Source organism: Saccharopolyspora sp. 6V (assembly GCF_020176785.1).
GTDB lineage: Bacteria > Actinomycetota > Actinomycetes > Mycobacteriales > Pseudonocardiaceae > Saccharopolyspora_C > Saccharopolyspora_C gregorii.
In genome coordinates this window covers 1-21,265 of the sequence record NZ_JAIUKB010000167.1, presented here as the reverse complement: position 1 = coordinate 21,265, position 21,265 = coordinate 1, and the positions used below count along the sequence as shown (strand labels likewise).

The window sequence follows — 21,265 nt, the reverse complement described above, 5'->3', positions numbered from 1 at the left end:
CACACCCCCCACCGGCACACAACCTCTACGCCCCCCCCGCCCCCCCGCCCGCCCCCCCCCCCCCCCCCCCCCCGGGCCGGGGGGCGCGCCCCCCCCCCCGGCCCACCCGCGTCTCCAGCTCAGGTGGTGGGCGGCAGGGTGACGCGCTGCCGGTCCGGAGCGACGGTCCACTCCCACATGGGCAGCGGCGGGCGGCCGGTCCGCGGTGCGCTCCCGCACCTCGTAGCGGCAGCCGGGCAGCGCGACCGCGATCGGCCACCGGTGGTCGTCGGCCAGCAGCGGCACCCACGGTGCCAGCTCGGTCCACGACGACTCGGCCGCCGCGTCGTCCCGCTCCGACGGGTCGAGCTCCGCCGGAACCTCCCGCGGCGATCGCAGGTCCATGAAGGACACCCCGAGCTCCGCGACCGCGTTCCCGCGCGCCGTGCCGTCCGCGCCGACGACGAACCGCACCAGCGGTCCGGTGGCCAGGTCGGCCCGCATCGACGCGACGATCACCCCGCCCGGAACCGCGCTCCGCACCCAGGAGTACGGAAACCGTCCGATGTGGACGCCTGCGGTGACGGTGATCCGGTCGAAGCGCCGCGCACCGTCGATCGCGCTCGCCGCGTCGCCCTCGACCACCTCCACGCGGTCGTAGCCCGCCGCGCGCAGCCTCGCCCGCGCCCCGGCGGCGACCTCCGGGTCGATCTCCACGGTCGTCACCTCACCGGCCTCGCCCACGACCTCCGCGAGCAGCGCGGCGTTCCAGCCGGTGCCGGTCCCGATCTCCAGCACCGAATCCCCCGGCCGGGGTCCCAGCGCCCGCAGCATCCCCGCCACCACCGACGGCGCGGACGCGGAACTGGTGGGCCGATGACCGAGCTCGGGCCACACCGCCGCTCCGGCGTCGAACTGCGTCACCAGCGGACGGTCCGCGTACACCGCGGCCAGCCACCGTTCCGGAGCGTCGTCCCGGTTCAGCGCCACGTCCGCGACCGCCTCGTCCGGCCGGTACCAGAACCGCTCGGGGACGAACCACTCCCGCGCGGCGGCGAGGAAGGCAGGGCCGAACGCGGCGGGCAGCGCGCCCGCCGCGTCCAGCGCGGCGACGAGCCGGCCCGGCCCGTCCGGTGCGGCGACCTCGGTCACCGGAACCCCTGCTCGTAGTCCTTCGGGTCGATGTCGTCCGCGGTCTTGCCGGTCTGCCCGTCGCGGCCCACGTCGTGCTGCCCGCCGTCGGTGGCGCCGGTGTCCTTCTTCTCCGTGCCCATGGGACTCCTCCGCTCGTTCATGGTAGGAATCCGCGCGGTCGCGCGGAACCTCGTTCGCCCGCCCGCATCGGGAACGGCGTTGGGCGGGGACGACCGGGACGTGTTCGGCCGTCCCCCACTCCATCGGCATCCCGCGACGCGGACCGGTGCGAGTTCCTCCTGTCAGGGCACCGGAATGCTCCCCGCGGGTGATCACGGCCGCGTCCCGCAACCCGGTCGGCGGCGTCGCCACCGGGTCCCCCGGACCGGGCCTCGGGTCGGTCACCTGCGGAGCCGGGCCGGGTCGCACCCGCTCTCGGCGGCGGACCTGGCGGACGCGCCTAACCTGGGGCGGGAAGATCGGATCTAGGGCGGGGTGGGGATGGGTTCGAGCCTGCTGGTGGTGGACGACGAGCCGACCGTGCGGGAACTGCTGGCCGCGACGTTGCGCTTCGCCGGGTTCCGGGTGACGGCGGCCGCGACCGGGGCGGAGGCGCTGCGGGCGGCCGTGGACGAGCGGCCCGACCTGGTGCTGCTGGACGTGATGCTGCCGGACGCGGACGGGTTCGAGGTGCTGCGGCGGCTGCGGGAGGAACGCGGCGGGCAGGTGCCGGTGCTGTTCCTCACCGCCCGCGACGCCCCGCGGGACAAGGTGCGCGGCCTGACGCTGGGCGGCGACGACTACGTGACGAAGCCGTTCGACCCGGAGGAGCTGATCGCCCGGATCCACGCGGTGCTGCGCCGCTCCGGGCACGCGGCGACCTCCCGGGTGATGACCGTCGCGGACCTGGAGCTCGACCCGGACAGCCACCAGGTGCTGCGCGCCGAACAGCCGATCCGGTTGTCCCCCACCGAGTTCCGGCTGCTGACCTACCTGGTGCGCAACGCGGGCCAGGTGGTGTCGAAGCGGCAGATCCTCGACGAGGTGTGGCGGTACGACTTCGGCGGCGACCCGAGCATCGTCGACACCTACATCAGCTACCTGCGGCGCAAGGTGGACCGCACCGAGCCGAAGCTGATCCACACCGTGCACGGGGTGGGCTACGTGCTGCGCGGGCCGCGCTCGTGATCGCCCGGATGTCGTTGCGCGCCCGGGTGCTGCTGATCGCGGTGGGGCTGCTCGCGGCGGGCCTGGCGATCGGCGGCGCGGTGGTGATCGGCGCACTGGAGCGCAACCTCGTCGGCAAGCTGGACGCGCAGCTGGCGGCGACGGCGACCGCGGGCGCGAGGATCTTCCAGGTGCCGGACGCGGGGCTGCCCGGGCCGGGCACGGTGGTGGTGCGGGACAACTTCGCGCTGCCCGGTTCCACGACGTACGCGGCACGGCTGGGCGCGGGCGGCGCGGTCACCGAGCAGGAGTGGACCGGAGAGCGGTTGCCGGGCCCGGACCTCACCGGGCTCACCGCCACCGCAGGCCCGGTGGACGTGCCGAGCCGCGACGGCACCCAGCACTGGCGGTTGCTCGCGCAGCCCGGCCGGGACGAGCTGGTGGTCACCGCGCTCTCGCGCGCCGAGGTGGACGACACCGTCGCCCGGATGCGGGCGATCTCCGCGGGCACCGCCACGGCCCTGCTGGCGGTGCTCGCGCTGGCCGGGTGGTTCGCGGTGCGCGCCGGGTTGCGGCCGCTGCGCCGGATCGAGCGGACCTCGGCGGCCATCGCGGCGGGCGACCTCGGCAGCCGCGTCCCCGAATCGGCCGGATCGGACACCGAGGTCGGGCGGCTGTCGCGGGCGCTGAACGCGATGCTCGACCGCAACGAGGCCGCGTTCGCCGCCCGCGCCGAATCGGAGGCGCGGATGCGCCGCTTCGTCGCCGACGCCGGCCACGAGCTGCGCACCCCGCTGGCCGGGATCAAGGGGTTCAGCAAGCTGCACCGGATGGGCGCGGTGCCCGCGGGCGTGGACGCGATGTCCCGCATCGAGCGGGAATCCGACCGGCTGGAGCGGCTGGTGGACGACCTGCTGCTGCTGGCGCGGCTCGACGAACGGCTGCCGCTGCAGCTCGCCCCGATGGACCTGCGGACCCTCGCCGCCGACGCGCTGCACGACGTGCACGCGCTCGACCCGTCGCGGCCCGCCGAGCTGACCGGACCCGGCGGTGGCCCGCCCGCGGCCGCGCCCGCGCTGGCCGACGAGGAACGGTTGCGGCAGGTGGTCACCAACCTCGTCGGCAACGCCGTGCGGCACACCCCGGAGGGCACGCCGGTGCGCATCGGCGTCGGTTCGATCGACGGACGCGCCGTGCTGGAGGTCGCCGACGACGGGCCGGGACTCGCCCCGGAGGAAGCGGAGCGGGTGTTCCAGCGGTTCTACCGGTCCGACGGGTCGCGCAGCCGGGCCAGCGGCGGAGCCGGGCTGGGGCTGGCCATCGTGCGCTCGCTGGTGGAGGCGCACGACGGACGGGTCGAGCTGGCGACCGCGCCCGGGGCGGGCACCTGCTTCCGGGTCGTGCTGGACCGCGTCGAGATCTCCCCGGCGACCGGCGCGGAGGCCCCTCGGGCGGCCGACGCGGGGTGACCGCGGGACGAACCGGCCCCGGATTCCGCGCGAGCGCGCGATCCCCACCGCCGGGCCGACCCGTCCCGGACCGCGGTCGAGCGCGCGATCCCGCGCCGCCGGGCGAATCCGGACGGCTGCGAATCCGGACGGCTGCGGAACCGAGCATCCGGGCCATCGCGACGCGGCACGATCGAGGCCGAAGCCGCAGCAGGTCTTCACCGGTTCGCCGCCCGCGCCGCGGCCGGATCGGGTTCCTGGGAGTTCTCCGGGAGGATCGCGCGCCGCGGACCGTCCCGGTGATCGCGAGCTGCCGGAACGGTCCGCGGCTCCCAGGAACCTCTCAGAACCGCACCGGATTCACCGAGATCGGGCGGTCAACCTGAACGAGTCCGCAAGTTCACGAGGAGAGGAAATCCCATGCGGCTCAACACCTTCCGACGCACCGCCGCCATCGCCGCGCTGGCCTTGGCGCCCGCCCTGGCCATCGGCGCCGCCGCCCAGGCCACCACCGGCAGCGCCCCGTCGGCCGAGTCCGCCGCCACCGCCCAGCCGACCGCGCTCGACCGCTCCGCGGTGAACGAGCAGGCGCGCGACATCGTCGCCGAGCAGGGCGTCGTGCGGGAGCGCGGCGACGTGCAGACGCCCGACGGCGAGTTCGTCGTGTTCAAGGCGAACGCCGACGGCCTCCTGTGGGTCGTCGGCGCGGACACCGCGGTGCTGAAGGACGGGCAGCCGGTCGGCGCCGACGAGCTGCGCGACGGCGACCAGGTCACCGTCTCCGGCGTGCCGAACGGCGAGCACGCCGACGCCACCCGCGTCGAGATCGGCTGACCCGAGCCCGGCCGCGGAGGGCACGAGGGGTCCCTCCGCGGCCTAGGGCTTGCGGGCGACCGCGGCGAAGCAGACCGCGTTCTTCGGGTTGGCCGTGGCGAAGTCGTCCACGTCGGTGAGGTCGGAACGCCATTCCGAGGTGAACGCGACTCCCGGGTCCAGCAGCTCCCACCCGGTGAAGAACCGCCGGAACTCCAGCTCGTCGCGAGCGGTGAATCCCGGGTTCTGGGTGTCCTTGTAGGAGTCGATGAAGTCGAGGGTCTGCGAGCGGACCGGTTCGGCGACGCCGTCGACGGTGGCGTGGCTGATGGCGAGCCGGCTGCCCGCGGGCAGCGCGTCCTTGTACCGCTCCAGCGCCGCCTCGGGGTGCTGCTCGCGGGGGATGAAGTGCAGCAGCGCCACGGCGAGGACCCCGACGGGCTTGGTGAGGTCGAGCAGTTCGCGGGTCGCGGCCGCGCCGAGGATCGCGTCGGGTTCCAGGAAGTCGCCCCGCACGACGGCCGTGCCCGGCACGTCCTTGAGCAGCTCCTCGGTCTGCACGACCGCGACCGGCTCGTTGTCGGCGTAGACGACGCGGGCGTCCGGGTTGGTCCGGTGCGCGATCTCGTGCGTGTTGCCCGCGGTGGGCAGGCCGGAGCCGATGTCGAGGAACTGGTCGATGCCCTCCTCGGCCATGGTCTGCACGGCGCGGCGCAGGAAGGTGCGGTTCCAGCGCGCCACGTCGGCGATGTGCGGCAGCTTCTCCTTGGCCCTGGCGAAGAAGGCCCGGTCCGCCGCGAAGTTGTGGGCGCCGCCGAGGTAGGCGTCGTACACGCGGGCCGCGCTCGGCAGCTCCACGTCGACACCCAGCGCCCGCCACCTGTCCTGATCACCAGCCATTCACCCAAAGTAGTGATCTTGGTGGTCGACGACAACCTCCTCCCGCACGGGACGCGGCAGCCGGCCGTGCGGCGGGCGCGCTGTGGCCTGGGCAATCCCGGTCGGCGCGTAACGAACCTCACCAGCGACGACGGCGTTCCGGCCGAGCGCGCCAGGGATCGAGCGGTCCGCTCAGAGCAGGTCGGTCTCGCCCAGCCGGTGCAGCAGCCGGGCCAGTTCGGCGATGTCCGCCGGGTCCCAGCCGCCCAGCACCTCCCGCCACCGCCGCCGCTGCTCGGCGAGCTGTTCGCTGACCCGCACGCCGCCCTGCTCGGTGAGCACGACCAGCTTGGCGCGCGCGTCGACCGGGTCGGCCACCCGTTCGGCGAGCCCGATCCGCACCACCGCGTCGACCTGCCTGCTCACCGTGGACTTGTCCAGCGACAGCGCGGCCGCGATCGCCGACATGCGCTGCGCGCCCTCCTTCGCCAGCAGCACCACCAGCGGGTAGGCGGTCGGATCCAGCTTCGGGTGCACGTCCCGCGCGAGTTCGCGGGTGCGCAGCCTGCTGCGGCGCGTCAACGCGCGCAGCTCCTCCTCCAGCGCGGGCAGTTCGTCCTCGGATGACACCGGGTGCTCCTCCCGTAGCGGACCGCGCTCATGATCTCATCCGCCGGGCCGCGCGAGCGCGTCCGGAGAACGCGCGCCGGAACCCGCCTCCCCGCGTCCGGTGGCCGTCGCGGAGCAGGCATCCTGGGGTCGGCGCCGCCCGTCCGGCGCCCCGCCCCGAGCACGCCGAGGAGGCACGGCATGAGCGAGCCCGACCCGTTGACCGACCCGTCCCGCGACCCGAACCCGGGGGTCCCCGACCACGCCGCCCCCGAGGGCGCCGGCGTGGACCCGCTGATCGACCTGTCCCGCGACCCGAACCCCGGCGTGGCGGACCACGCCAAGCCGGACGAGGACTGACCTCGGGTCGTCACCGCGCCTGGGTGGCGGAACCGCGGACGGGGTTCCGCCGCCCGCCGCGGGGCGGTCCTCACGGGCTGTAGCGCAGCACCGGGTCGTCCGGTGGGCGGCGCCGGCCCTTCCCGTCGCGGCCGGGATGGCCCTTGAGCCGCCAGCCGATGCCGCGGGCCATCTCGCGCTCGGCGTCCCGAGCGGCGATGTCGCGGCGCTTGTCCCAGTTCTTCTTGCCGCGCGCCAGCGCCAGCTCCACCTTCACCCAGCCGTCGCTGAAGTACATCGACAGCGGGACCAGCGCGTGCCCGGTCTCCTTGGACTTGCCGGTGAGGGTGCGGATCTCCTTGGCGTGCAACAACATCTTGCGGGTGCGCCGCGGGGTGTGGTTGGTCCAGCTGCCGTGCCAGTACTCGGCGATGTGCAGGTTGCGCAGCCACACCTCCCCGTCGTCGACGGTGGCGAACGCCTCGGCGAGGGAGGCGCGCCCGAGCCGCAGGCTCTTCACCTCGGTGCCGACCAGGACGAGCCCGGCCTCGTAGGTGTCGAGGATCGTGAAGTGGTGCCGCGCCCGGCGATTCCTCGCGATCACCGAGCGGTCGCCGTGCTGGACCATGCCCCCGACTCTACGACCTCCGCCGGACGTCCCGCACCGAGCCGCCGCGATCATCCGTGCGGGTGATTCCGGTGCCGGGGCGGCGGAGATCGGCGGCGGAGCTGCTGAACTGTCCGGTGATCGAGTTCCGATTCCCGGAGGTCCCCGGTGCGACTGCCCCGCTGCCGCGACGTCGTCCTGCTCCTGCTGGTACCGGCGCTGCTCGCGCTCGGCGTCCCGCCCGCCGCCGCCGCGCCGCAGCGGAACGGATCGGAGTGCGCGCGCACCCTGGACTGCACGGCGCTGGAGCTGGACCGGCTGCCGCTGTCCGAACGGCTGGTGTTCGTCCGCGCCGTGCAGGACGAGATCGCCGCCGAGTACGTGCCTGGCTTCCGGCACTGGCGCAACATCGAGGGGATCATCCGGTTCTTCGCGGAGAACGGCTTCGGCGCCCCCGGCAGCTGGGTGTCCTACGTGGACGCGGGCATCCTGGAGGGGGTGGAGCGCGGAGCCGCCATCGCGCTGGGCCGTTCGGCGGACGACTTCGGCAATCCCGGGGCACCGCTGTGGGCCGACTACCTGCACCGCCTGCACCGCGGAGAGCTGGCGCAGCGGTGGGTGCACGACCCGGCGTGGAGCGCGGCCGAGCAGGCCTCCACCGAGCACGGGGTGCGGATCGCGCAGCGCCACGGCGCGGTCGCCAGCCGCGTGGACCAGCGGATCTTCGAGTTCTCCGAGCTCTACCGGTGGATGCTGCGCAACCCGCCCGCCGCGCTGCTCGCGTTGAACGAGGCGCTGGCCGGGAGCACGGGGATCCCGCTGGCCCCGGCCGACTTCCTGCGCTGGTTCACCGACGTCACCATCCCGGAACCGGCCTACCGCGGGGCGCACGTGGCCCGCGACGTGGCGCTGCCCGATCCGGTGGCCGCCCCGGTGAGCGCCCTGCGGCTGCTGCTCGCCTACGCGCCCGAACTCCTCGGCCCGGAGGCGGCGGCGCGCTAGGTCAGCGCACGGCGGCGACGACCTGAGCGCCACCGAGGCGCGGGTGGTCGACCACCTGCTCGTCGATCAGCCGTCCGCCGTCGCGGCGAGGGCGGTGGCGAGGTCGGCGATGAGGTCGGTGGCGGATTCGAGGCCGACGGAGAGCCGGACGAGGCCGGGGGTGACTCCGGCGGCGCGCTGCTGGTCCTCGTCGAGCTGGGCGTGCGTGGTGGACGCCGGGTGGATCACCAGGCTGCGCACGTCACCGATGTTCGCCAGGTGGCTGAACAGCCGCAGCGCGTCCACGAACCGCTTCCCCGCGGCCAGGCCACCGGCGAGTTCGAAGGCGAGCACGGCCCCGGCCCCGTCGGCGAGGTAGTGCTTCGCGGCGGCGTGCCACGGGCTCGACGGCAGCCCGGCGTAGTGCACCCGCGTCACCTCGGGCTGGTCGTCGAGCCAGCCGGCGATCGCGCGGGCGTTCGCGACGTGCCGTTCCATCCGCAGCGACAGCGTCTCCAGGCCGTGCAGCAGCAGGAACCCGTTGAACGGCGACACCGCGGGCCCGAGGTCGCGGACCAGCCGGGTGCGCACCCGCATCAGGTAGCCCAGCTCGCCGAACTCGGTGCCGAACACCAGGCCGTGGTAGCTCGGGTCGGGCGCGGTGAGCTGCGGCCAGCGCTCCGGGTCCGCGAAGTGGTCGAACCGGCCGGAGTCGACGATGATCCCGCCGACGCCGGTGCCGTGGCCGGAGAGGAACTTCGTGGTGGAGTGCACCACCACGTCCGCCCCGTGGTCGAGCGGGCGGCACAGGTACGGCGTCGCCACCGTGTTGTCCACGACCAGCGGTGCCCCGGCGGTGTGCGCGACGGAGGCGACGCCTTCGACGTCGAGCACGGCGCCGCTCGGGTTCGCGATCGTCTCCCCGTACAGCGCCCTGGTCCCGGGGCGCACCGCCTCCCGCCACTGGCCGAGGTCGTCCGGGTCGTCGACGAAGTCGACGGTGATGCCCAGGTCCGCGAAGGTGTGCGCGAACAGGTTGTGCGTCCCGCCGTAGAGCGCCGAGGACGCGACCACGTGATCACCGGCGCGCGCGATCGCGAGCAGCGCCAGCGCGGAGGCCGCCTGCCCGCTGGCGACCGCGACCGCGCCGATGCCGTTCTCCAGGTCGGCGATGCGCTGCTCCACGACGGAGTTCGTCGGGTTCGACAGCCTGCTGTAGGCGTGCGTGTCCAGGTCCTGCAGCGCGAACGCGGCGGCGGCGTGCTCGGCGTCGTCGAAGACGAACGACGTGGTCTGGTAGATCGGGGTGGCCCGCGCCCCGGTCGTCGGGTCCGGGCGAGCCCCGGCGTGCACCTGGCGGGTGTCGAACGCCCAGCGCGGTCCGGCTTCCAGCGGTCCGGTCATGATCGCGCCTCCAGCACGTCGGACCACCAGCGCCGCGCCACCTCGGGGTGCGAGCGCAGCCAGCCCAGCAGCGCCTTCTCCCCGTACGCGGCCAGCAGCGGGTTGTCCGGGTCGGCGCTGATCCCGCGGGCTTCCGCGGCGAGTTCGGCGGGCAGTTCGAGGGGTTCCACCACGGCGTCCAGCCGCGGCGCGAGGAAGAACGGCACCGAGTACCGGTCCACACCGGGTTCGGGGCTGCGCACCCGGTGCCGGGTGGCGGTGAGGTAGCCGCCGGTGGCGAGCTCCAGCAGTTCCCCGATGTTGACCACGAAGGTCCCGGGCACCGGGTCGGCGTCGATCCAGCCACCCGACTCGTCCTGCACCTGCAGTCCGGCGACCGAGTCCTGGTGCAGCAGCGCGAGGTAGCCGTAGTCCTTGTGCGCGCCGACACCTTGGCCGCGGTCGGCCGCGCCCGGGTAGTGCACCAGCTTGAGGTGGGTGCTGGCGTCCGCGTCGAACCAGGTGTCGAAGTGGTCCTCGGGCTGCCCGAGGGCGGCCGAGAGCGCGCGCAGCACTTCGCGGCCGACGCGCAGCACCTCGGCCTGCCAGGCGAGGACGACCTCCCGCAGTTCCGGCAGCGCGGCCGGCCACTGGTTCGGCCCGATCAGCCGCTGCCACGGCGGATCACCCGGCCCGGTCGGCACCGGCTCGCGCTCCGGGCCGATGTCGAGCTGTTCGCGCCGGTCCGGGGTGCCGCCGGTGAGCTCGTGACCGGTGGCGGTGTAGCCGCGGAACTGCGGGGAGCGCTCGTTCTCGATCTCCCGGCGCTGTGCGACGGGCAGCGCGAAGAACCGGCGGGTGACCTCGAAGATCCCGGTCATGAGCTCCTCGGGCACGCCGTGCCCGGTGAGGTGGAAGAAGCCGACGTCGTGCGCGGCGCGGCGCAGCTCGGCCAGCAGCGGCTCCCGCTCGCGGGGGTCGCGGAACCGGGAGAGGTCGATCAGCGGGAGCGCGGTCTGGGTCATGGCGGCACCTCCGGTCGGCAGCGTAGGCCGCGAATATCCGCCGATGGCGATCTTCCACGGCACGGGACCCGATCGGGGCACCGGTCGACACCTCCAGGCGAGGCCTAGGTGAAAACGATTATCGATATCGTCTAAGCTGGGTGCGCCATCGACGAACGTCGTGTTCCGCACCGCGAGGAGGACGGATGAAGGTCCGCGCATCGCTCAAGTCTCTCAAGGACAAGGACGGGTCCCAGGTCGTGCGCAGGCGCGGCAAGCTCTACGTGGTCAACAAGCGCAACCCCCGCTGGAAGGGCCGCCAGGGCTGACCGGTCGCCGGGATCCGCCGAACCGGGTCCCGGCGACGTTTTCCCCGTCACCGCAATGCCTTCTCCCGTCTCCCGCTTCGAGCCACCTGTAACGTGAAGATCGACACGAACGCGATGCGGCTGCGCCATGGGAGAACCGGCTCGGCTCGAAGTCGCGGCGGGAGGCGAGGGGAACCGCCATGTCCTGGGGTTATGCGGTGATCGACGTCGAGACGACCGGCCTCCGACTCCGTTCGCGGCATCGCATCGCGGAGATCGCCGTCGTCCTGCTCGATCCGTCCGGAGCCGTGCAGGAGGAGTGGTGCACGCTGATCAACCCGCAGCGCGATCTGGGCCCGCAGCACGTGCACGGCATCAGTGCGGCCGATGCCAGGAACGCGCCGGTGTTCGCGGAGATCGCGCCGGAGTTGTCCCGGCTGTTCACCGGGCGAGTGCTGGTCGCGCACAACCTGAGCTTCGACCTCGGGTTCCTCGCGGAGGAATTCGACCGCCTCGGGTTCGACGTGGCGGAGAGCGCGCCCGCCGGACTGTGCACGATGCTGCTCGCCCACGACTTCCTTCGCCAGGACGAGTTCGACCTCGCGTCCTGCTGCGCCTCGACCGGGGTGCCGCTCGTGCACGCGCACGCCGCGTTGCACGACGCGCGGGCCGCCGCGGGCCTCCTCCGGCACTACCTGCGGACCGCCCCCGGAGACGCCCGATGGCGGGAGGCGGAACGGCTCGCGCGGACCTCCCGGTGGCCTGCCCCGACCGGCCCCGTGGCGGTACCGGTGCACCGATCCGCGGCGGCCGCGAACGCGATGCCGGTGCCACCGCTGACCGTCGACATCCGCTTGGCACCGCGAGATTCCGTCGTGTTCACCGGCGAGACGAGCGCGCCTCGCGAGCAGTGGATCGACCGCGCGGAACGAGCCGAGCTCACCGTGCGGGCCTACGTCACCAAGAAGACCCGACTGCTGATCGCGGCGGACGCGGATTCGCAGTCCCGAAAGGCCGAGACCGCCCGCAAGTACGGGATACCGATCGTCACCGAGCACGGATTCTCGCAGCTGCTCGCCGGACTGGACCGCCGCTGACGAAACCGCTCCAGAGCGTCCCGTTCGACCGTTCGATCAGGTCGAACGGGACGCTCCTCCGCGAATGCCCCGCCGGTCAGGGGCGGGCGGGGAGGATGCGGCCGGTGGCTTCGCCGAAGGCGAGGCGGGTGCCGGACGCGGTGGGTGCGGTGGCGGTGAGGACGACCTCGTCGCCGTCCTCCAGGAACGTCCGCGGCTCGCCGCCGACCCGCACCGGTTCCGCGCCGCCCCAGGTGAGTTCGATGAACGCGCCCCGTTCCTCCTTGCCGGGCCCGGAGATGGTGCCGGAGGCGAACAGGTCGCCGGGGCGGCAGCTCGCGCCGTTCACGGTGAGGTGCGCGAGCATCTGCGCCGGGGACCAGTACATCTCGCGGTATGGCGGGCGGCTGACCTCCTCGCCGTTCCACCGCACGCTGAACTCGACGTCCAGGCCCCACGGATCGCCCTCCCGCAGATACGGCAGCGGCTCCGGGTCCTGCACCGGGGTCGGCACCCGGGCGGCGCGCAGCGCGGCCAGCGGCACCACCCACGGCGAGATCGAGGTGGCGAAGCTCTTGCCGAGGAACGGGCCGAGCGGCACGTACTCCCAGGCCTGCAGGTCGCGGGCGGACCAGTCGTTGACCAGCACCGCGCCGAACACGTGCTCCTCGAACGCGGACACCGGGACCCGCTCGCCCAGCCGCGATCCGGTGCCGACGACGAAGCCGAGCTCGGCCTCGATGTCCAGCCTCCTGCTGGGCCCGTAGCTCGGGGCGGCCTCGTCCGGCGCCTTGCGCTGCCCGCTGGGCCGCACGATCGGCGTGCCGGAGGGGACGACGGTGCCCGCGCGGCCGTGGTAGCCGACGGGCAGGTGCTTCCAGTTCGGCAGCAGCGGTGCCGCGTCCGGCCGGAACAACCGGCCGAGGTTGGACGCGTGGTGCTCGGAGGCGTAGAAGTCCACGTAGTCGCCCACGTCGAACGGCAGGTGCATCGTCACCTCCGCCACCGGGTGCACGGCGGTGTCGGGCACGTCGCCATCGACGAGCGCGGTGATCCGGGCGCGCACCTCGTCCCAGCACTCCTTGCCGCGAGCCAGGAACGGGTTCAGCGAGGGCACGGCGAACAGCGGGTCGTCCAGCGCCGCCGCCAGGTCGATCACCCGGTCGGCGAGCCGGACGCCGACGCGGGGCGTCGTGCCGGGCGTGCTGAACACGCCGTAGGGCAGGTTCTCCCGGCCGTAGCCGGAATCGGCGGGCACGTCGATGATCACGAGTCGGCTCCTGGGTGGTTCGCGGGCAGGTCGGTGGCCAGGTGGCCGGGCAGCAGGCCGAGCGCGGCGAGTTCGGCGAGCGGTTCGGCCACGCTGCAGGTGCCGAAGGAGGTGAACCGGGCGCGCAGCTCCCGCGTCCGCTCCTCCCCCAGCGCGGCGACGCGGGCGGCGATCCCGGGCGCGTCCCGGTCGGCGAGCACGGCGGCGAGGTCGGCGACCGAGCCACCGCGCAGCGCGGCGTCCACGGCGAGCAGGATGTTCAGGAACCCGTGCTCCTCGAACCCGCGGCTGCCGCGCACCGCGTGGTGCAGCCCGGCGGTGGCCTTGAACGGGACGTCGAGGCGCACCACCTCGTGCACCGCGGCGGCCAGCTCCTCCTCGCCGGGATGCAGGTCGGCGCGCACCCCGCCGGTGCGGAACTTCGCCCGGCAGCCGAGCGGCCCGAGCGCGGCCAGCACCGCGGCGCGGCGGTCGTCCCGGGGCACCTCCACGAACACCTCGGCGTCGGTGCTCCCCCGGATCCGGCGCAGGGCCTCGGGTAGCTCGCCCGGGTCGAGGTCCGGCAGCGGGATCTCCAGCGCCCGCAACGGGAAACCACCCAGTTCGGCGAGCGCGGCCGGCACGGCGGCGGGTCCAGCGGGCACCGTCACCGCCAGCGGCGCGGTCCCCGCCGGGTCGGCCGCGGGCAGCTCGGCGAGCGCGGGCGCGGCCACGACCAGCGGCCCCACCGCCGCCGAGTGCGCGGCGGTGCGGTGCGCGGCGTGCGCCCGCACGGCCTGCGGCAGCGGCAGCAGGCCGGGCGGGAACATCGCCGCGTCGTCGAGCAGCCCGGCGACCAGCGGGGGCGTCACGACCGCGGCCCCCGTCCCGCCCAGGTCCAGGCGTACTGCCCGTCGTCGCAGGCCAGCCCGCCTTCGCCGAGTTCCAGCGGCCGGAAGGTGTCGACCATGACGGCGAGCTCGTCGAAGAACTCCACGCCGATGCTGCGCTCGTAGGCACCGGGCTGGGGTCCGTGCGAATGCCCGCCGGGGTGCACCGACACCGAGCCCTGCCCGATGCCGGATCCCTTGCGCGCCTCGTAGTTCCCGCCGCAGTAGAACATGATCTCGTCGCTGTCGACGTTGGAGTGGTAGTACGGCACCGGGATGGACAGCGGGTGGTAGTCCACCTTGCGCGGGACGAAGTTGCAGATCACGAAGTTCTCGCCCTCGAACGCCTGGTGCACCGGCGGCGGCTGGTGCACCCGCCCGGTGATCGGTTCGAAGTCGTGCACGCTGAAGGTGAGCGGGTACAGGCAGCCGTCCCAGCCGACCACGTCGAACGGGTGCTGCGGGTACACGAGCCGGGTGCCGACGATGCCGGTGGACCCGCGGTGCTTGAGCAGCACCTCCACGTCGGTACCCTCGCGCAGCAGCGGTTCGGCGGGCCCGTGCAGGTCCCGTTCGCAGTAGGGAGCGTGCTCCAGCAGCTGCCCGAACCGGGACAGGTAGCGCTTCGGCGGGGCGATGTGCCCGCCGCCCTCGATCGCGTAGGCGCGCAGCGGCTCGTCGCCGTGCGGCACCCAGCGGTGCGTGGTGGCGCGCGGGATCAGCACGTAGTCGCCGGAGGTCGCCTCCAGCGCCCCGAACACCGTCTCGACGGTCGCCGAACCCGATTCGATGTAGACGATCTCGTCGCCGATCCCGTTGCGGTACAACGGGGATTTCCGCTCGGCGACCACGTAGGAGATCCGCACGTCGGCGTTGCCGAGCACCAGCCTGCGCCCGGTGACCACGTCGGCGGCGGCCGCGGCCTCCGCAGTGAACAGGTCGTGCAGCTTCAGGTGCCGCGGGGTGAGCGGGTGGTTCGGGGTGGTCGTCTGGTCCGGGAGCTCCCACACCTGCGAATCGACGATCGCCGAGGGCAGGTTCCGGTGGTAGAGCAGCGAGGAGTCCGCGGAGAAGCCCTCCTCGCCCATCAGCTCCTCGAAGTGCAGCGCGCCCTGCTCGTCGCGGTGCTGGGTGTGCCGCTTCGGCGGGACGTCACCGAGTCGCCGGTAGTGCGCCATCGTTCTCGCCTCCTGTCCGCGGTGCCGGTCGGGCACCGCCGCGTGCTGCCATCCCGTCCGCGGTGGCGGACCGGGGCGAGGTCATTGCACCGATCAGACCCGCGCCGCACCACCGCCGAAAGCGCGAGCGGCTCACTCCGCCGCTCCCGCCGGTACCACCGTCCTGGCCGCCTCGTCCCGGGGCACGCGCACCGCCAGCAGCAGCACCGCGCACACCACGAGGCAGCCGATCGGGAAGTAGAGCCCGAGCGACACGTTCCCCTCACCGGCGTTGATCCCGATGACGTACGGACCGAGGAACCCGCCGAGCGCGGCGATCGAGTTGATCGCGGCGAGCCCCACCGCGGTGTGCTCGCGGGACAGCACGCGCGCGGCCATCGCCCAGTACGGCGCCATGTAGCCGAGCACCCCGACGGCCACCATCGACAGGCACACCAGCGCGGGCACCGGGTCCTGCCGGAACCAGATGGTGCCCGCCAGCCCGGCCGCGGCCAGCAGCATCAGCGCCACCACGTGCCCGCGCCGCTCCCCGGTGCGGTCGGAGTTGCGGGCCACCAGCAGCATCCCGACCGCGCCGACCAGGAACGGCACCGCGCCGAGCACTCCGATGTTGGTGGCCGAGTAGGACGGGTCGAGCTGGCTGATGATCTGCGGCAGGAAGAAGGTGAAGCCGTAGAGCCCGCAGGCCGCGAACAGGTTCGCCACCGCCAGGTACAGCACCTTGCGGTCCTTGAGGATCCGCAGCTGGCCCAGGAACGTCTCGGGTTCCTCGGACCGGTACTCGGCGCTGATCTCGCGTTCCAGCCAGGCGGATTCGGCCTTGGTGAGGAACCGGGCCTGGCTGGGCAGGTTCGGCAGGTACAGCAGGGTGAGCGCGCCGAGCAGCAGCGCGGGCGCGCCCTGCAGGATGAACACCCAGCGCCAGCCGCTGAGCCCGAACCACTGCACGTGGTCCAGGATGAACCCGCCGGTGAGGCTGCCCAGCACCATCGCGATCGGCTGTGCCAGCGCGAGCGCGGCGATGGCCCGGCCGCGTTCCCCGGTGCGGAACCACATGGTCATGTACAGCAGCAGCCCCGGGAAGAGCCCGGCTTCGGCGATGCCGAGCAGGATGCGGGCGCCGTAGAGCTGCGGCACGTTCTGCACGAACCCGGTGAGCACGGTGACCAGGCCCCAGGTGATGGCGATGCGCGCCAGCCACAGTCGCGCCCCCACCCGCTTCATGATCATGTTGCTGGGGATCTCGAACAGCACGTACACCAGGAAGAAGATCGACGCGGCGACGCCGAAGGTCGCGGTGGTGATGGCGAGCTCGTGCTGCATGCCGAGCTGCGCGTAGCTGATGTTGGCCCGGTCCATGTAGTTGAACACGTACAGCAGGCCCACGATCGGCAGGATGCGGGACGAGACCTTCCGGACCGTCCTCCTGCCGAGTTCGCCGTCGGCGGCGTCGGACATGGCGTTTCTCCTCGACGTTGAGCAGAGTCAGGCGGCGCGGCGCGCGGCGGACAGCCCGGCGGCGCGGCCCATGGTGATGGCGTTGGCGACGGCGTTGCCGCCGCCGACGTAGCGGGCGCCGAGCACCCCGGCCCCGGCCTCCCCGGCGGCGAACAGACCCGGCACCCGGCTCCCGCGCTCGTCGAGCACGGCGGCGGTGGCGTCGATCTCCAGCCCGGCGTGGGTGCAGACCAGTTCGGCGGGCAGCGTGCGCACCGCGTAGAACGGTCCCTCGCCGATCGGGTCCGGTGCGGCGGTGGATCCCTTGGCGCGCAAGGTCTCGTGCCTGCCGAAGTCGGCGTCGGCGCCGTGCGGCAGCTGGTCGTTCCAGCGCGCCACTTCGGCGGTGAGCGCCGCGGCGGGCACCCCGATCAGCTCGGCGAGCTCCGGCAGCGTCGCGGCGCGCGCGGTGCGACCGGCTTCGGCCTCGCGCAGCACCACCGCCGCGTCCCAGTGCGCGTAGCCGGGCGGCAGCGCGCGGCGGGCCCGCTCGTCGAACACCGCCCACACCGGCCCGGGCTGGGCGTCGATGATGCCGGTGGACACCGCGTAGGAGGCGTCCTCGTCCATGAAGCGGCGGCCGCGGGCGTTGACGTGGATGCGGGACTTCGGCGGGAAACCGGACTGCCAGTGGTGCAGCCGCTGGAAGTAGGCGGTGGGCAGCATCAGCCCCCAGCCGTCCCCGGCGAGCGCGGCGCCGACCTGCGCGCCGAACCGCAGGTGGTCGCCGCGGCTGCCGTCGGCGGCGACGACGAACAGGTCCTCGCCGGCGCGGGCCGCGGCCGGGTAGTGCCGGGCCAGCAGCTCCGGGTCGCGGGCGAGGCCACCGCTGGCGATCACGACCGCGTCCGCGTCGACCTCGACGTCGTCGGCGACGACGCCGGACACCCGGTCGCCGGTGGTGCGCAACCGCTGCACCCGGGTGCCGAGCACCGCTTCCACCCGGTGCGCGCGGCGGGCCTTGTCCAGCACCCGCACCAGGCCGTAGCCCTGGTCCTTCGGCACGTGCCCGCGCCACACGTCCTCCACGCCCGCCCGGCACAGCCCGGGGGTGTGCGCGTCGCCGGAGATCGCGGCGGGGACCTCCACGCCGAGCCCGATCAGCCACTCCAGCGCGGCCCCGGCCCGGTCGCAGAACCCGCGGACCAGGCCGGGCCGCAGCAACCACTGGTTGAGGTCCATGTAGTGCTGGAAGAACGCCTGCGGCGAGTCCTCGACGCCGAGCCCCCGCTGCACGGACGTCCCGGCGGCGGTGAACATGCCCGCGGACAGCTGCGTGGAGCCGCCGAGCTCCCGCTCCGATTCGAACAGCAGCACCGCGGCGCCGCGTTCGGCCGCCGACACGGCCGCGGCCAGCCCGGCCCCGCCCCCGCCGACGACGATCACGTCGTAGTGCTCGGTCATGGCAGGTCTCCCCCGCTGTCGGCGAGGATCCGGTGGTACAGCCCGTTGGACACCAGCCCACCGTCCACCGTCATCTCGCTGCCGGTCAGGTACGCGGAGCGGTCCGAGAGCAGGAACAGCACCGCTTCGGTGATCTCCTCGGGGGTGCCGGTGCGCCCGGCGGGGATGCTGGCGACCGCGGAGGTCACGAACGCGTCGGCGCCGTCGAGCAGCGCGGTGCCGACCAGTCCCGGGTGCACCGAGTTGACCCGGATGTCCCAGCGGGCGAAGTCCCCGGCCGCCGACTTCGACAGCCCGGTCAGGCCCCACTTGCTCGCCGAGTACGACGGGGAGAAGTAGCCGATCTGCCCGGAGATCGAGGAGATGTTCACGATCGATCCGCCGCCGGAGTCGCGCATCAGCCCGGCGACGGCCTGCATCCCGTGGAACGGGCCGTGCAGGTTCACCCGCAATACCTGTTCCCACACCTCGGCGGTGGTCTCGGTGAAGCGCAGCCGCCGCGAGATGCCGGCGTTGTTCACCAGCCCGCCGAGCTCGCCGCGGCCGTCGCGGATCTCGGCGACGACGCGCGTCCAGGCCGCCGGGTCGGTGACGTCCAGCTCGTGCGCGGAGGCCGAGCCGCCCGCGGCGGCGATCTCGGCGGTGACCTCGCCGGGATCGGCCACGTCGGCGAGGCACACGTGCACGCCCCGGCGGCCCAGCGCCCGCGCGTGCGCGGCGCCCATGCCCCCGGCGGCACCGGTGATGAGCACGACCCCGGGGTAGCCGACGCGCTCGACGGCCTCAGACATGCCGGGACCCGCCGTCCACGGCGATGCTGTGCCCGGTGATGTAGCGGGCGCTGTCGGAGAGCAGGAACAGCAGCGCGCCGAACACCTCCTCCGGCGAGCCGATCCGGTGCAGCGGCACGGTGTCCACGGCGTGGCGCAGCGCCACCGGGTCCTCCTTGACCCAGCGGGTCATGTCGGTGTCGATGTAGCCGGGGGCGATGGCGTTGACCCGGATGCCGTGGTCGCCGAACTCGACGGCGAGCGATTCGGTCAGGTGCGCCACCGCGGCCTTCGACGTGCAGTAGGCGCCGCGCCCGCGCCGGACCCGGGTCGCCGACACCGAGGACATGTTCACGATCGCACCGCCGGGCCCGAGGTGCCGGGCCGCGGCCTGCGCGCCGTAGAGCACGCCTTCGACGTTGACGCGCAGCACACCGCCGAGCTGGTCCGGGCTGATCTCCGCGGCGGGGGCGAACGGGAAGATCCCGGCGTTGTTGACCCAGTGGTCGAGCCTGCCGAACTCGGCGAGGGCGGTGGCGGCGAGCCGGTCGTGCTGTTCAGCCGACGTCACGTCCACCGCGGTGCCGACTACCCGCCCCGGTTCGTCCACTGTGGACTTCAACGCGTCGTTGATCTCGTCCGCGGTGGCGAACATCCGCTCGCCGTCGAGGTCGCCGCCGACGACGTGCACCCCGCGGGCGGCGAGGCCGCGCGCGAAGACCGCGCCCATGCCGCGGGCCGCGCCGGTGATCACCGCGACCTTGCCGGGCAGGTCCGGGTAGTGCGCGCCGATCGGCCGGTGCAGCGCACCGCCGGGGCCGTTTTCGTCCGAAGTGGACATGCGTTCTCTCCTCGCCTGGCTGGGTTTGCGTGGTTCACCGCGCGTCGTCGCGGCGCACCTCGCGGCGGCGGACCCGCCACGTCCCGCCGTCGGCGACGAGCTCGTCGGTGAACGTGGTCATCCGCAGCAGCCGGGATTCGCCCGCGGCGGTGCGCACGATCTGCAGGTAGCCGTGCACGGTGAGCGCCCCGGGTCCGGCCGGTTCGGCGACCAGGTTGGTGATCACGTGCCGGGTGCGGGCGCCCGCGTCGCGGTCGGCGGCGGCGAAGCGCTCGGCGAACTCGACGAGGGCGGTGGTGCCGATGGCGGGTTCCGGGTAGCTGGGCGAGCGGAACTCGCCGTCGGCGGTGAACGTCGCGGCCCACCCGGCGGCGCGACCCTCGTCGATGTGCCTGCTCTGCGCGCCGTAGAGCTGGTGGACGTGCGCGAGCACGTCGGCGCCGATCGGCTGCACGAACCCTCCATCGATGTGCTATTATCGCACACAGCGTGCGATTAATTGGTACTGTAAGCGGGCTCACGCACCGCGTCAACACTGCGCAGGAGGAACCCCATGTCCGAGACCGGTGCGGTCGAGCTCGACTCCGGGATGTCGAAGACGCTGCACAACGGGCTGCGGATCCTGGAAGTCCTCGCCGAGGAGCCGCGCGGGCTCACCCTCGGCGAACTCGCCGAACGCGTCGGCGTGCACCGCACCGTCGCGCACCGCCTGGTGCGCACCCTCGAAGCGCACCGGCTGTGCCGCCGCGACGACGTCAAGCGCATCTCGCTCGGGACCGGGCTGGTGCAGCTGAGCGAACCCGTCGAGCAGGACCTGCGGACGCTGGCCCGGCCCGTGCTCGACGAGCTCACCGAACGCACCCGGGCCACCGCGCACCTCGTGGTGCAGGAGGACGAGCACCAGGTGCGGATGCTGATGATCGTCGAGCCGCGACGCGCGCGGATGCACGTGTCGTTCCGGCCCGGTCAGGTCGATCCGATCGACCGCGGCTCGGCGGGCCTCGCACTGCTGGCCGCCGCACCCCCGCGCGCGGGCGAACGGGACGCGGTGCGGGAGACCCGCGAACGCGGATTCGCCGTGTCGCACGGGGAGATCGCACCGTCGGTCACCGGGATCTCGGCGCTCGTGCCGGGCACCGAACCGCCGGTCAGCCTCGGGCTGTCGCTGTTCGAGGTGGACGACGTACAGGAGCTCGGCGGGATCGTCCTCGACGCGGCGCACCGCCTCGGCGCCCTGCTGCGCTGACCCGCGCGGCACGACGCCCCGCCCGCGGGAACGCCTGGCCGGGGAGCTCGATCCGCCGGATCAGCACTCGCACGGCGGATCTTCTCCGCCTGTCAGCGGCGAAGCCGCTGAGCTGACGACCACGCCCGCAAGCCGACCACCCGCGTGTTCTCAGCGCTGTCCTCGCGGGGACAGCGTCTTCTCCTGTGGTGGAGTCACAGGAGAAAACGATTCCGCAGCGAGGGAACCACCCGGGTTCCGCCACCCGCTCCCCAGAAGCAGGGGTCACGGCCTGCGGATTCAGAAGTGCGGCCCCGGCGCCGACGTGCGTCCGCTCCTCCACCGCGGCGGAGCCCGTCGAGGGGGGGGGGGGCCGGGGGGCCCGGGGGGGGGGGTGGGGGGGGGGGGGGGGGGGGGCGGGGGGGGGGGGGGCGCCCCGCCCCCGGGGGGGGGGGCGCGGCCGCGGGGGGGGGGGGGGCCCGGG

At 73.7% G+C, this 21,265-nt stretch carries 23 protein-coding genes; 8 read left to right on the top strand and 15 right to left on the bottom strand.

Annotated elements, in window-relative coordinates; all coding sequences use genetic code 11:
- A partial coding sequence (locus LCD35_RS26765; protein WP_225045150.1) for a methyltransferase domain-containing protein occupies positions 1-1,131 on the bottom strand: 1,131 nt, incomplete at its 3' end.
- On the bottom strand, positions 1,128-1,253 hold the full coding sequence (locus tag LCD35_RS30175; RefSeq protein ID WP_255615648.1) for a hypothetical protein: 126 nt from the start codon (positions 1,251-1,253) through the stop codon (positions 1,128-1,130). The genes LCD35_RS30175 and LCD35_RS26765, both read right to left, overlap by 4 nt.
- Positions 1,254-1,614: 361 nt before the next feature.
- On the opposite strand from LCD35_RS30175, the gene LCD35_RS26760 reads away from it, so the two are divergent.
- The 3 genes from LCD35_RS26760 (at position 1,615) to LCD35_RS26750 (ending at position 4,562) form a co-directional block, all read left to right on the top strand.
- On the top strand, positions 1,615-2,301 hold the full coding sequence (locus tag LCD35_RS26760; protein ID WP_224968993.1) for a response regulator transcription factor: 687 nt from the start codon (positions 1,615-1,617) through the stop codon (positions 2,299-2,301).
- Between the two features lie 8 nt (positions 2,302-2,309).
- Positions 2,310-3,749, top strand: coding sequence for a cell wall metabolism sensor histidine kinase WalK (locus LCD35_RS26755; protein ID WP_225045149.1), 1,440 nt, complete (start codon positions 2,310-2,312; stop codon positions 3,747-3,749).
- Positions 3,750-4,148: 399 nt separating this feature from the next.
- The gene (locus LCD35_RS26750) at positions 4,149-4,562 is read left to right on the top strand and encodes a hypothetical protein (RefSeq protein ID WP_224963129.1); all 414 of its coding nucleotides are present in this window, start codon (positions 4,149-4,151) and stop codon (positions 4,560-4,562) included.
- Between the two features lie 42 nt (positions 4,563-4,604).
- Here LCD35_RS26750 and LCD35_RS26745 read toward each other — a convergent pair whose 3' ends face one another.
- Both LCD35_RS26745 and LCD35_RS26740 read right to left on the bottom strand, forming a co-directional pair.
- On the bottom strand, positions 4,605-5,441 hold the full coding sequence (locus LCD35_RS26745) for an SAM-dependent methyltransferase (protein WP_224963128.1): 837 nt from the start codon (positions 5,439-5,441) through the stop codon (positions 4,605-4,607).
- 171 nt (positions 5,442-5,612) lie between these two features.
- Positions 5,613-6,050 (bottom strand): MarR family winged helix-turn-helix transcriptional regulator, encoded by a 438-nt coding sequence (locus LCD35_RS26740; protein ID WP_224963126.1) that lies wholly within the window; start codon positions 6,048-6,050, stop codon positions 5,613-5,615.
- Between the two features lie 180 nt (positions 6,051-6,230).
- Here LCD35_RS26740 and LCD35_RS26735 point away from each other — a divergent pair, with 180 nt between their 5' ends.
- The gene (locus LCD35_RS26735) at positions 6,231-6,389 is read left to right on the top strand and encodes a hypothetical protein (protein WP_224960302.1); all 159 of its coding nucleotides are present in this window, start codon (positions 6,231-6,233) and stop codon (positions 6,387-6,389) included.
- 70 nt (positions 6,390-6,459) lie between these two features.
- On the opposite strand, the gene smpB is transcribed toward LCD35_RS26735, so the two are convergent.
- The gene (smpB, locus tag LCD35_RS26730; protein ID WP_225045148.1) at positions 6,460-6,996 is read right to left on the bottom strand and encodes an SsrA-binding protein SmpB; all 537 of its coding nucleotides are present in this window, start codon (positions 6,994-6,996) and stop codon (positions 6,460-6,462) included.
- Between the two features lie 147 nt (positions 6,997-7,143).
- Here smpB and LCD35_RS26725 point away from each other — a divergent pair, with 147 nt between their 5' ends.
- Positions 7,144-7,977, top strand: a complete 834-nt coding sequence (locus tag LCD35_RS26725; RefSeq protein ID WP_224960300.1) for a hypothetical protein — start codon at positions 7,144-7,146, stop codon at positions 7,975-7,977.
- A gap of 66 nt (positions 7,978-8,043) precedes the next feature.
- On the opposite strand, the gene LCD35_RS26720 is transcribed toward LCD35_RS26725, so the two are convergent.
- Together LCD35_RS26720 and LCD35_RS26715 are read right to left on the bottom strand one after the other, a co-directional pair.
- Positions 8,044-9,360, bottom strand: a complete 1,317-nt coding sequence (locus tag LCD35_RS26720) for an O-acetylhomoserine aminocarboxypropyltransferase/cysteine synthase family protein (RefSeq protein WP_224960299.1) — start codon at positions 9,358-9,360, stop codon at positions 8,044-8,046.
- The gene (locus LCD35_RS26715) at positions 9,357-10,364 is read right to left on the bottom strand and encodes an isopenicillin N synthase family oxygenase (protein WP_225045147.1); all 1,008 of its coding nucleotides are present in this window, start codon (positions 10,362-10,364) and stop codon (positions 9,357-9,359) included. The genes LCD35_RS26720 and LCD35_RS26715 overlap by 4 nt, the downstream gene beginning before the upstream one ends.
- A 185-nt stretch (positions 10,365-10,549) precedes the next feature.
- Between LCD35_RS26715 and ykgO the strand changes: the two genes are divergently transcribed.
- Positions 10,550-10,672 (top strand): type B 50S ribosomal protein L36, encoded by a 123-nt coding sequence (ykgO, locus tag LCD35_RS26710; protein ID WP_009943488.1) that lies wholly within the window; start codon positions 10,550-10,552, stop codon positions 10,670-10,672.
- A gap of 179 nt (positions 10,673-10,851) precedes the next feature.
- Positions 10,852-11,748, top strand: a complete 897-nt coding sequence (locus LCD35_RS26705) for an exonuclease domain-containing protein (RefSeq protein WP_224960295.1) — start codon at positions 10,852-10,854, stop codon at positions 11,746-11,748.
- A 76-nt stretch (positions 11,749-11,824) separates the two neighbouring features.
- Here the strand turns inward: LCD35_RS26705 and fahA are convergent, their stop codons facing one another.
- From fahA to LCD35_RS26665, 8 genes are all read right to left on the bottom strand, one after another.
- Complete coding sequence (fahA, locus tag LCD35_RS26700; protein WP_225045146.1) at positions 11,825-12,997, bottom strand: fumarylacetoacetase; 1,173 nt, start codon at positions 12,995-12,997, stop codon at positions 11,825-11,827.
- Positions 12,994-13,848 (bottom strand): hypothetical protein, encoded by an 855-nt coding sequence (locus LCD35_RS26695; protein ID WP_374108141.1) that lies wholly within the window; start codon positions 13,846-13,848, stop codon positions 12,994-12,996. The genes fahA and LCD35_RS26695 overlap by 4 nt, the downstream gene beginning before the upstream one ends.
- Positions 13,845-15,044 (bottom strand): homogentisate 1,2-dioxygenase, encoded by a 1,200-nt coding sequence (locus LCD35_RS26690; protein ID WP_224978119.1) that lies wholly within the window; start codon positions 15,042-15,044, stop codon positions 13,845-13,847. Before LCD35_RS26690 ends, LCD35_RS26695 begins: the two co-directional genes overlap by 4 nt.
- Positions 15,045-15,176: 132 nt before the next feature.
- Positions 15,177-16,502: an MFS transporter gene (locus LCD35_RS26685; protein WP_224960289.1), complete on the bottom strand. Its 1,326-nt coding sequence runs from the start codon at positions 16,500-16,502 to the stop codon at positions 15,177-15,179.
- 27 nt (positions 16,503-16,529) lie between these two features.
- Positions 16,530-17,945, bottom strand: coding sequence for an FAD-dependent oxidoreductase (locus tag LCD35_RS26680; RefSeq protein WP_304612908.1), 1,416 nt, complete (start codon positions 17,943-17,945; stop codon positions 16,530-16,532).
- Positions 17,942-18,736 (bottom strand): SDR family NAD(P)-dependent oxidoreductase, encoded by a 795-nt coding sequence (locus LCD35_RS26675; RefSeq protein ID WP_224967630.1) that lies wholly within the window; start codon positions 18,734-18,736, stop codon positions 17,942-17,944. Before LCD35_RS26675 ends, LCD35_RS26680 begins: the two co-directional genes overlap by 4 nt.
- Positions 18,729-19,556, bottom strand: coding sequence for an SDR family NAD(P)-dependent oxidoreductase (locus LCD35_RS26670; protein WP_225045145.1), 828 nt, complete (start codon positions 19,554-19,556; stop codon positions 18,729-18,731). The genes LCD35_RS26675 and LCD35_RS26670 overlap by 8 nt, the downstream gene beginning before the upstream one ends.
- 34 nt (positions 19,557-19,590) lie before the next feature.
- Positions 19,591-20,010: a nuclear transport factor 2 family protein gene (locus LCD35_RS26665; RefSeq protein WP_224960285.1), complete on the bottom strand. Its 420-nt coding sequence runs from the start codon at positions 20,008-20,010 to the stop codon at positions 19,591-19,593.
- A 99-nt stretch (positions 20,011-20,109) separates the two neighbouring features.
- Between LCD35_RS26665 and LCD35_RS26660 the strand changes: the two genes are divergently transcribed.
- A complete protein-coding gene (locus LCD35_RS26660; protein WP_225045144.1) occupies positions 20,110-20,802 on the top strand; it encodes an IclR family transcriptional regulator in 693 nt (230 codons plus the stop codon).
- Positions 20,803-21,265 lie beyond the last annotated feature (463 nt).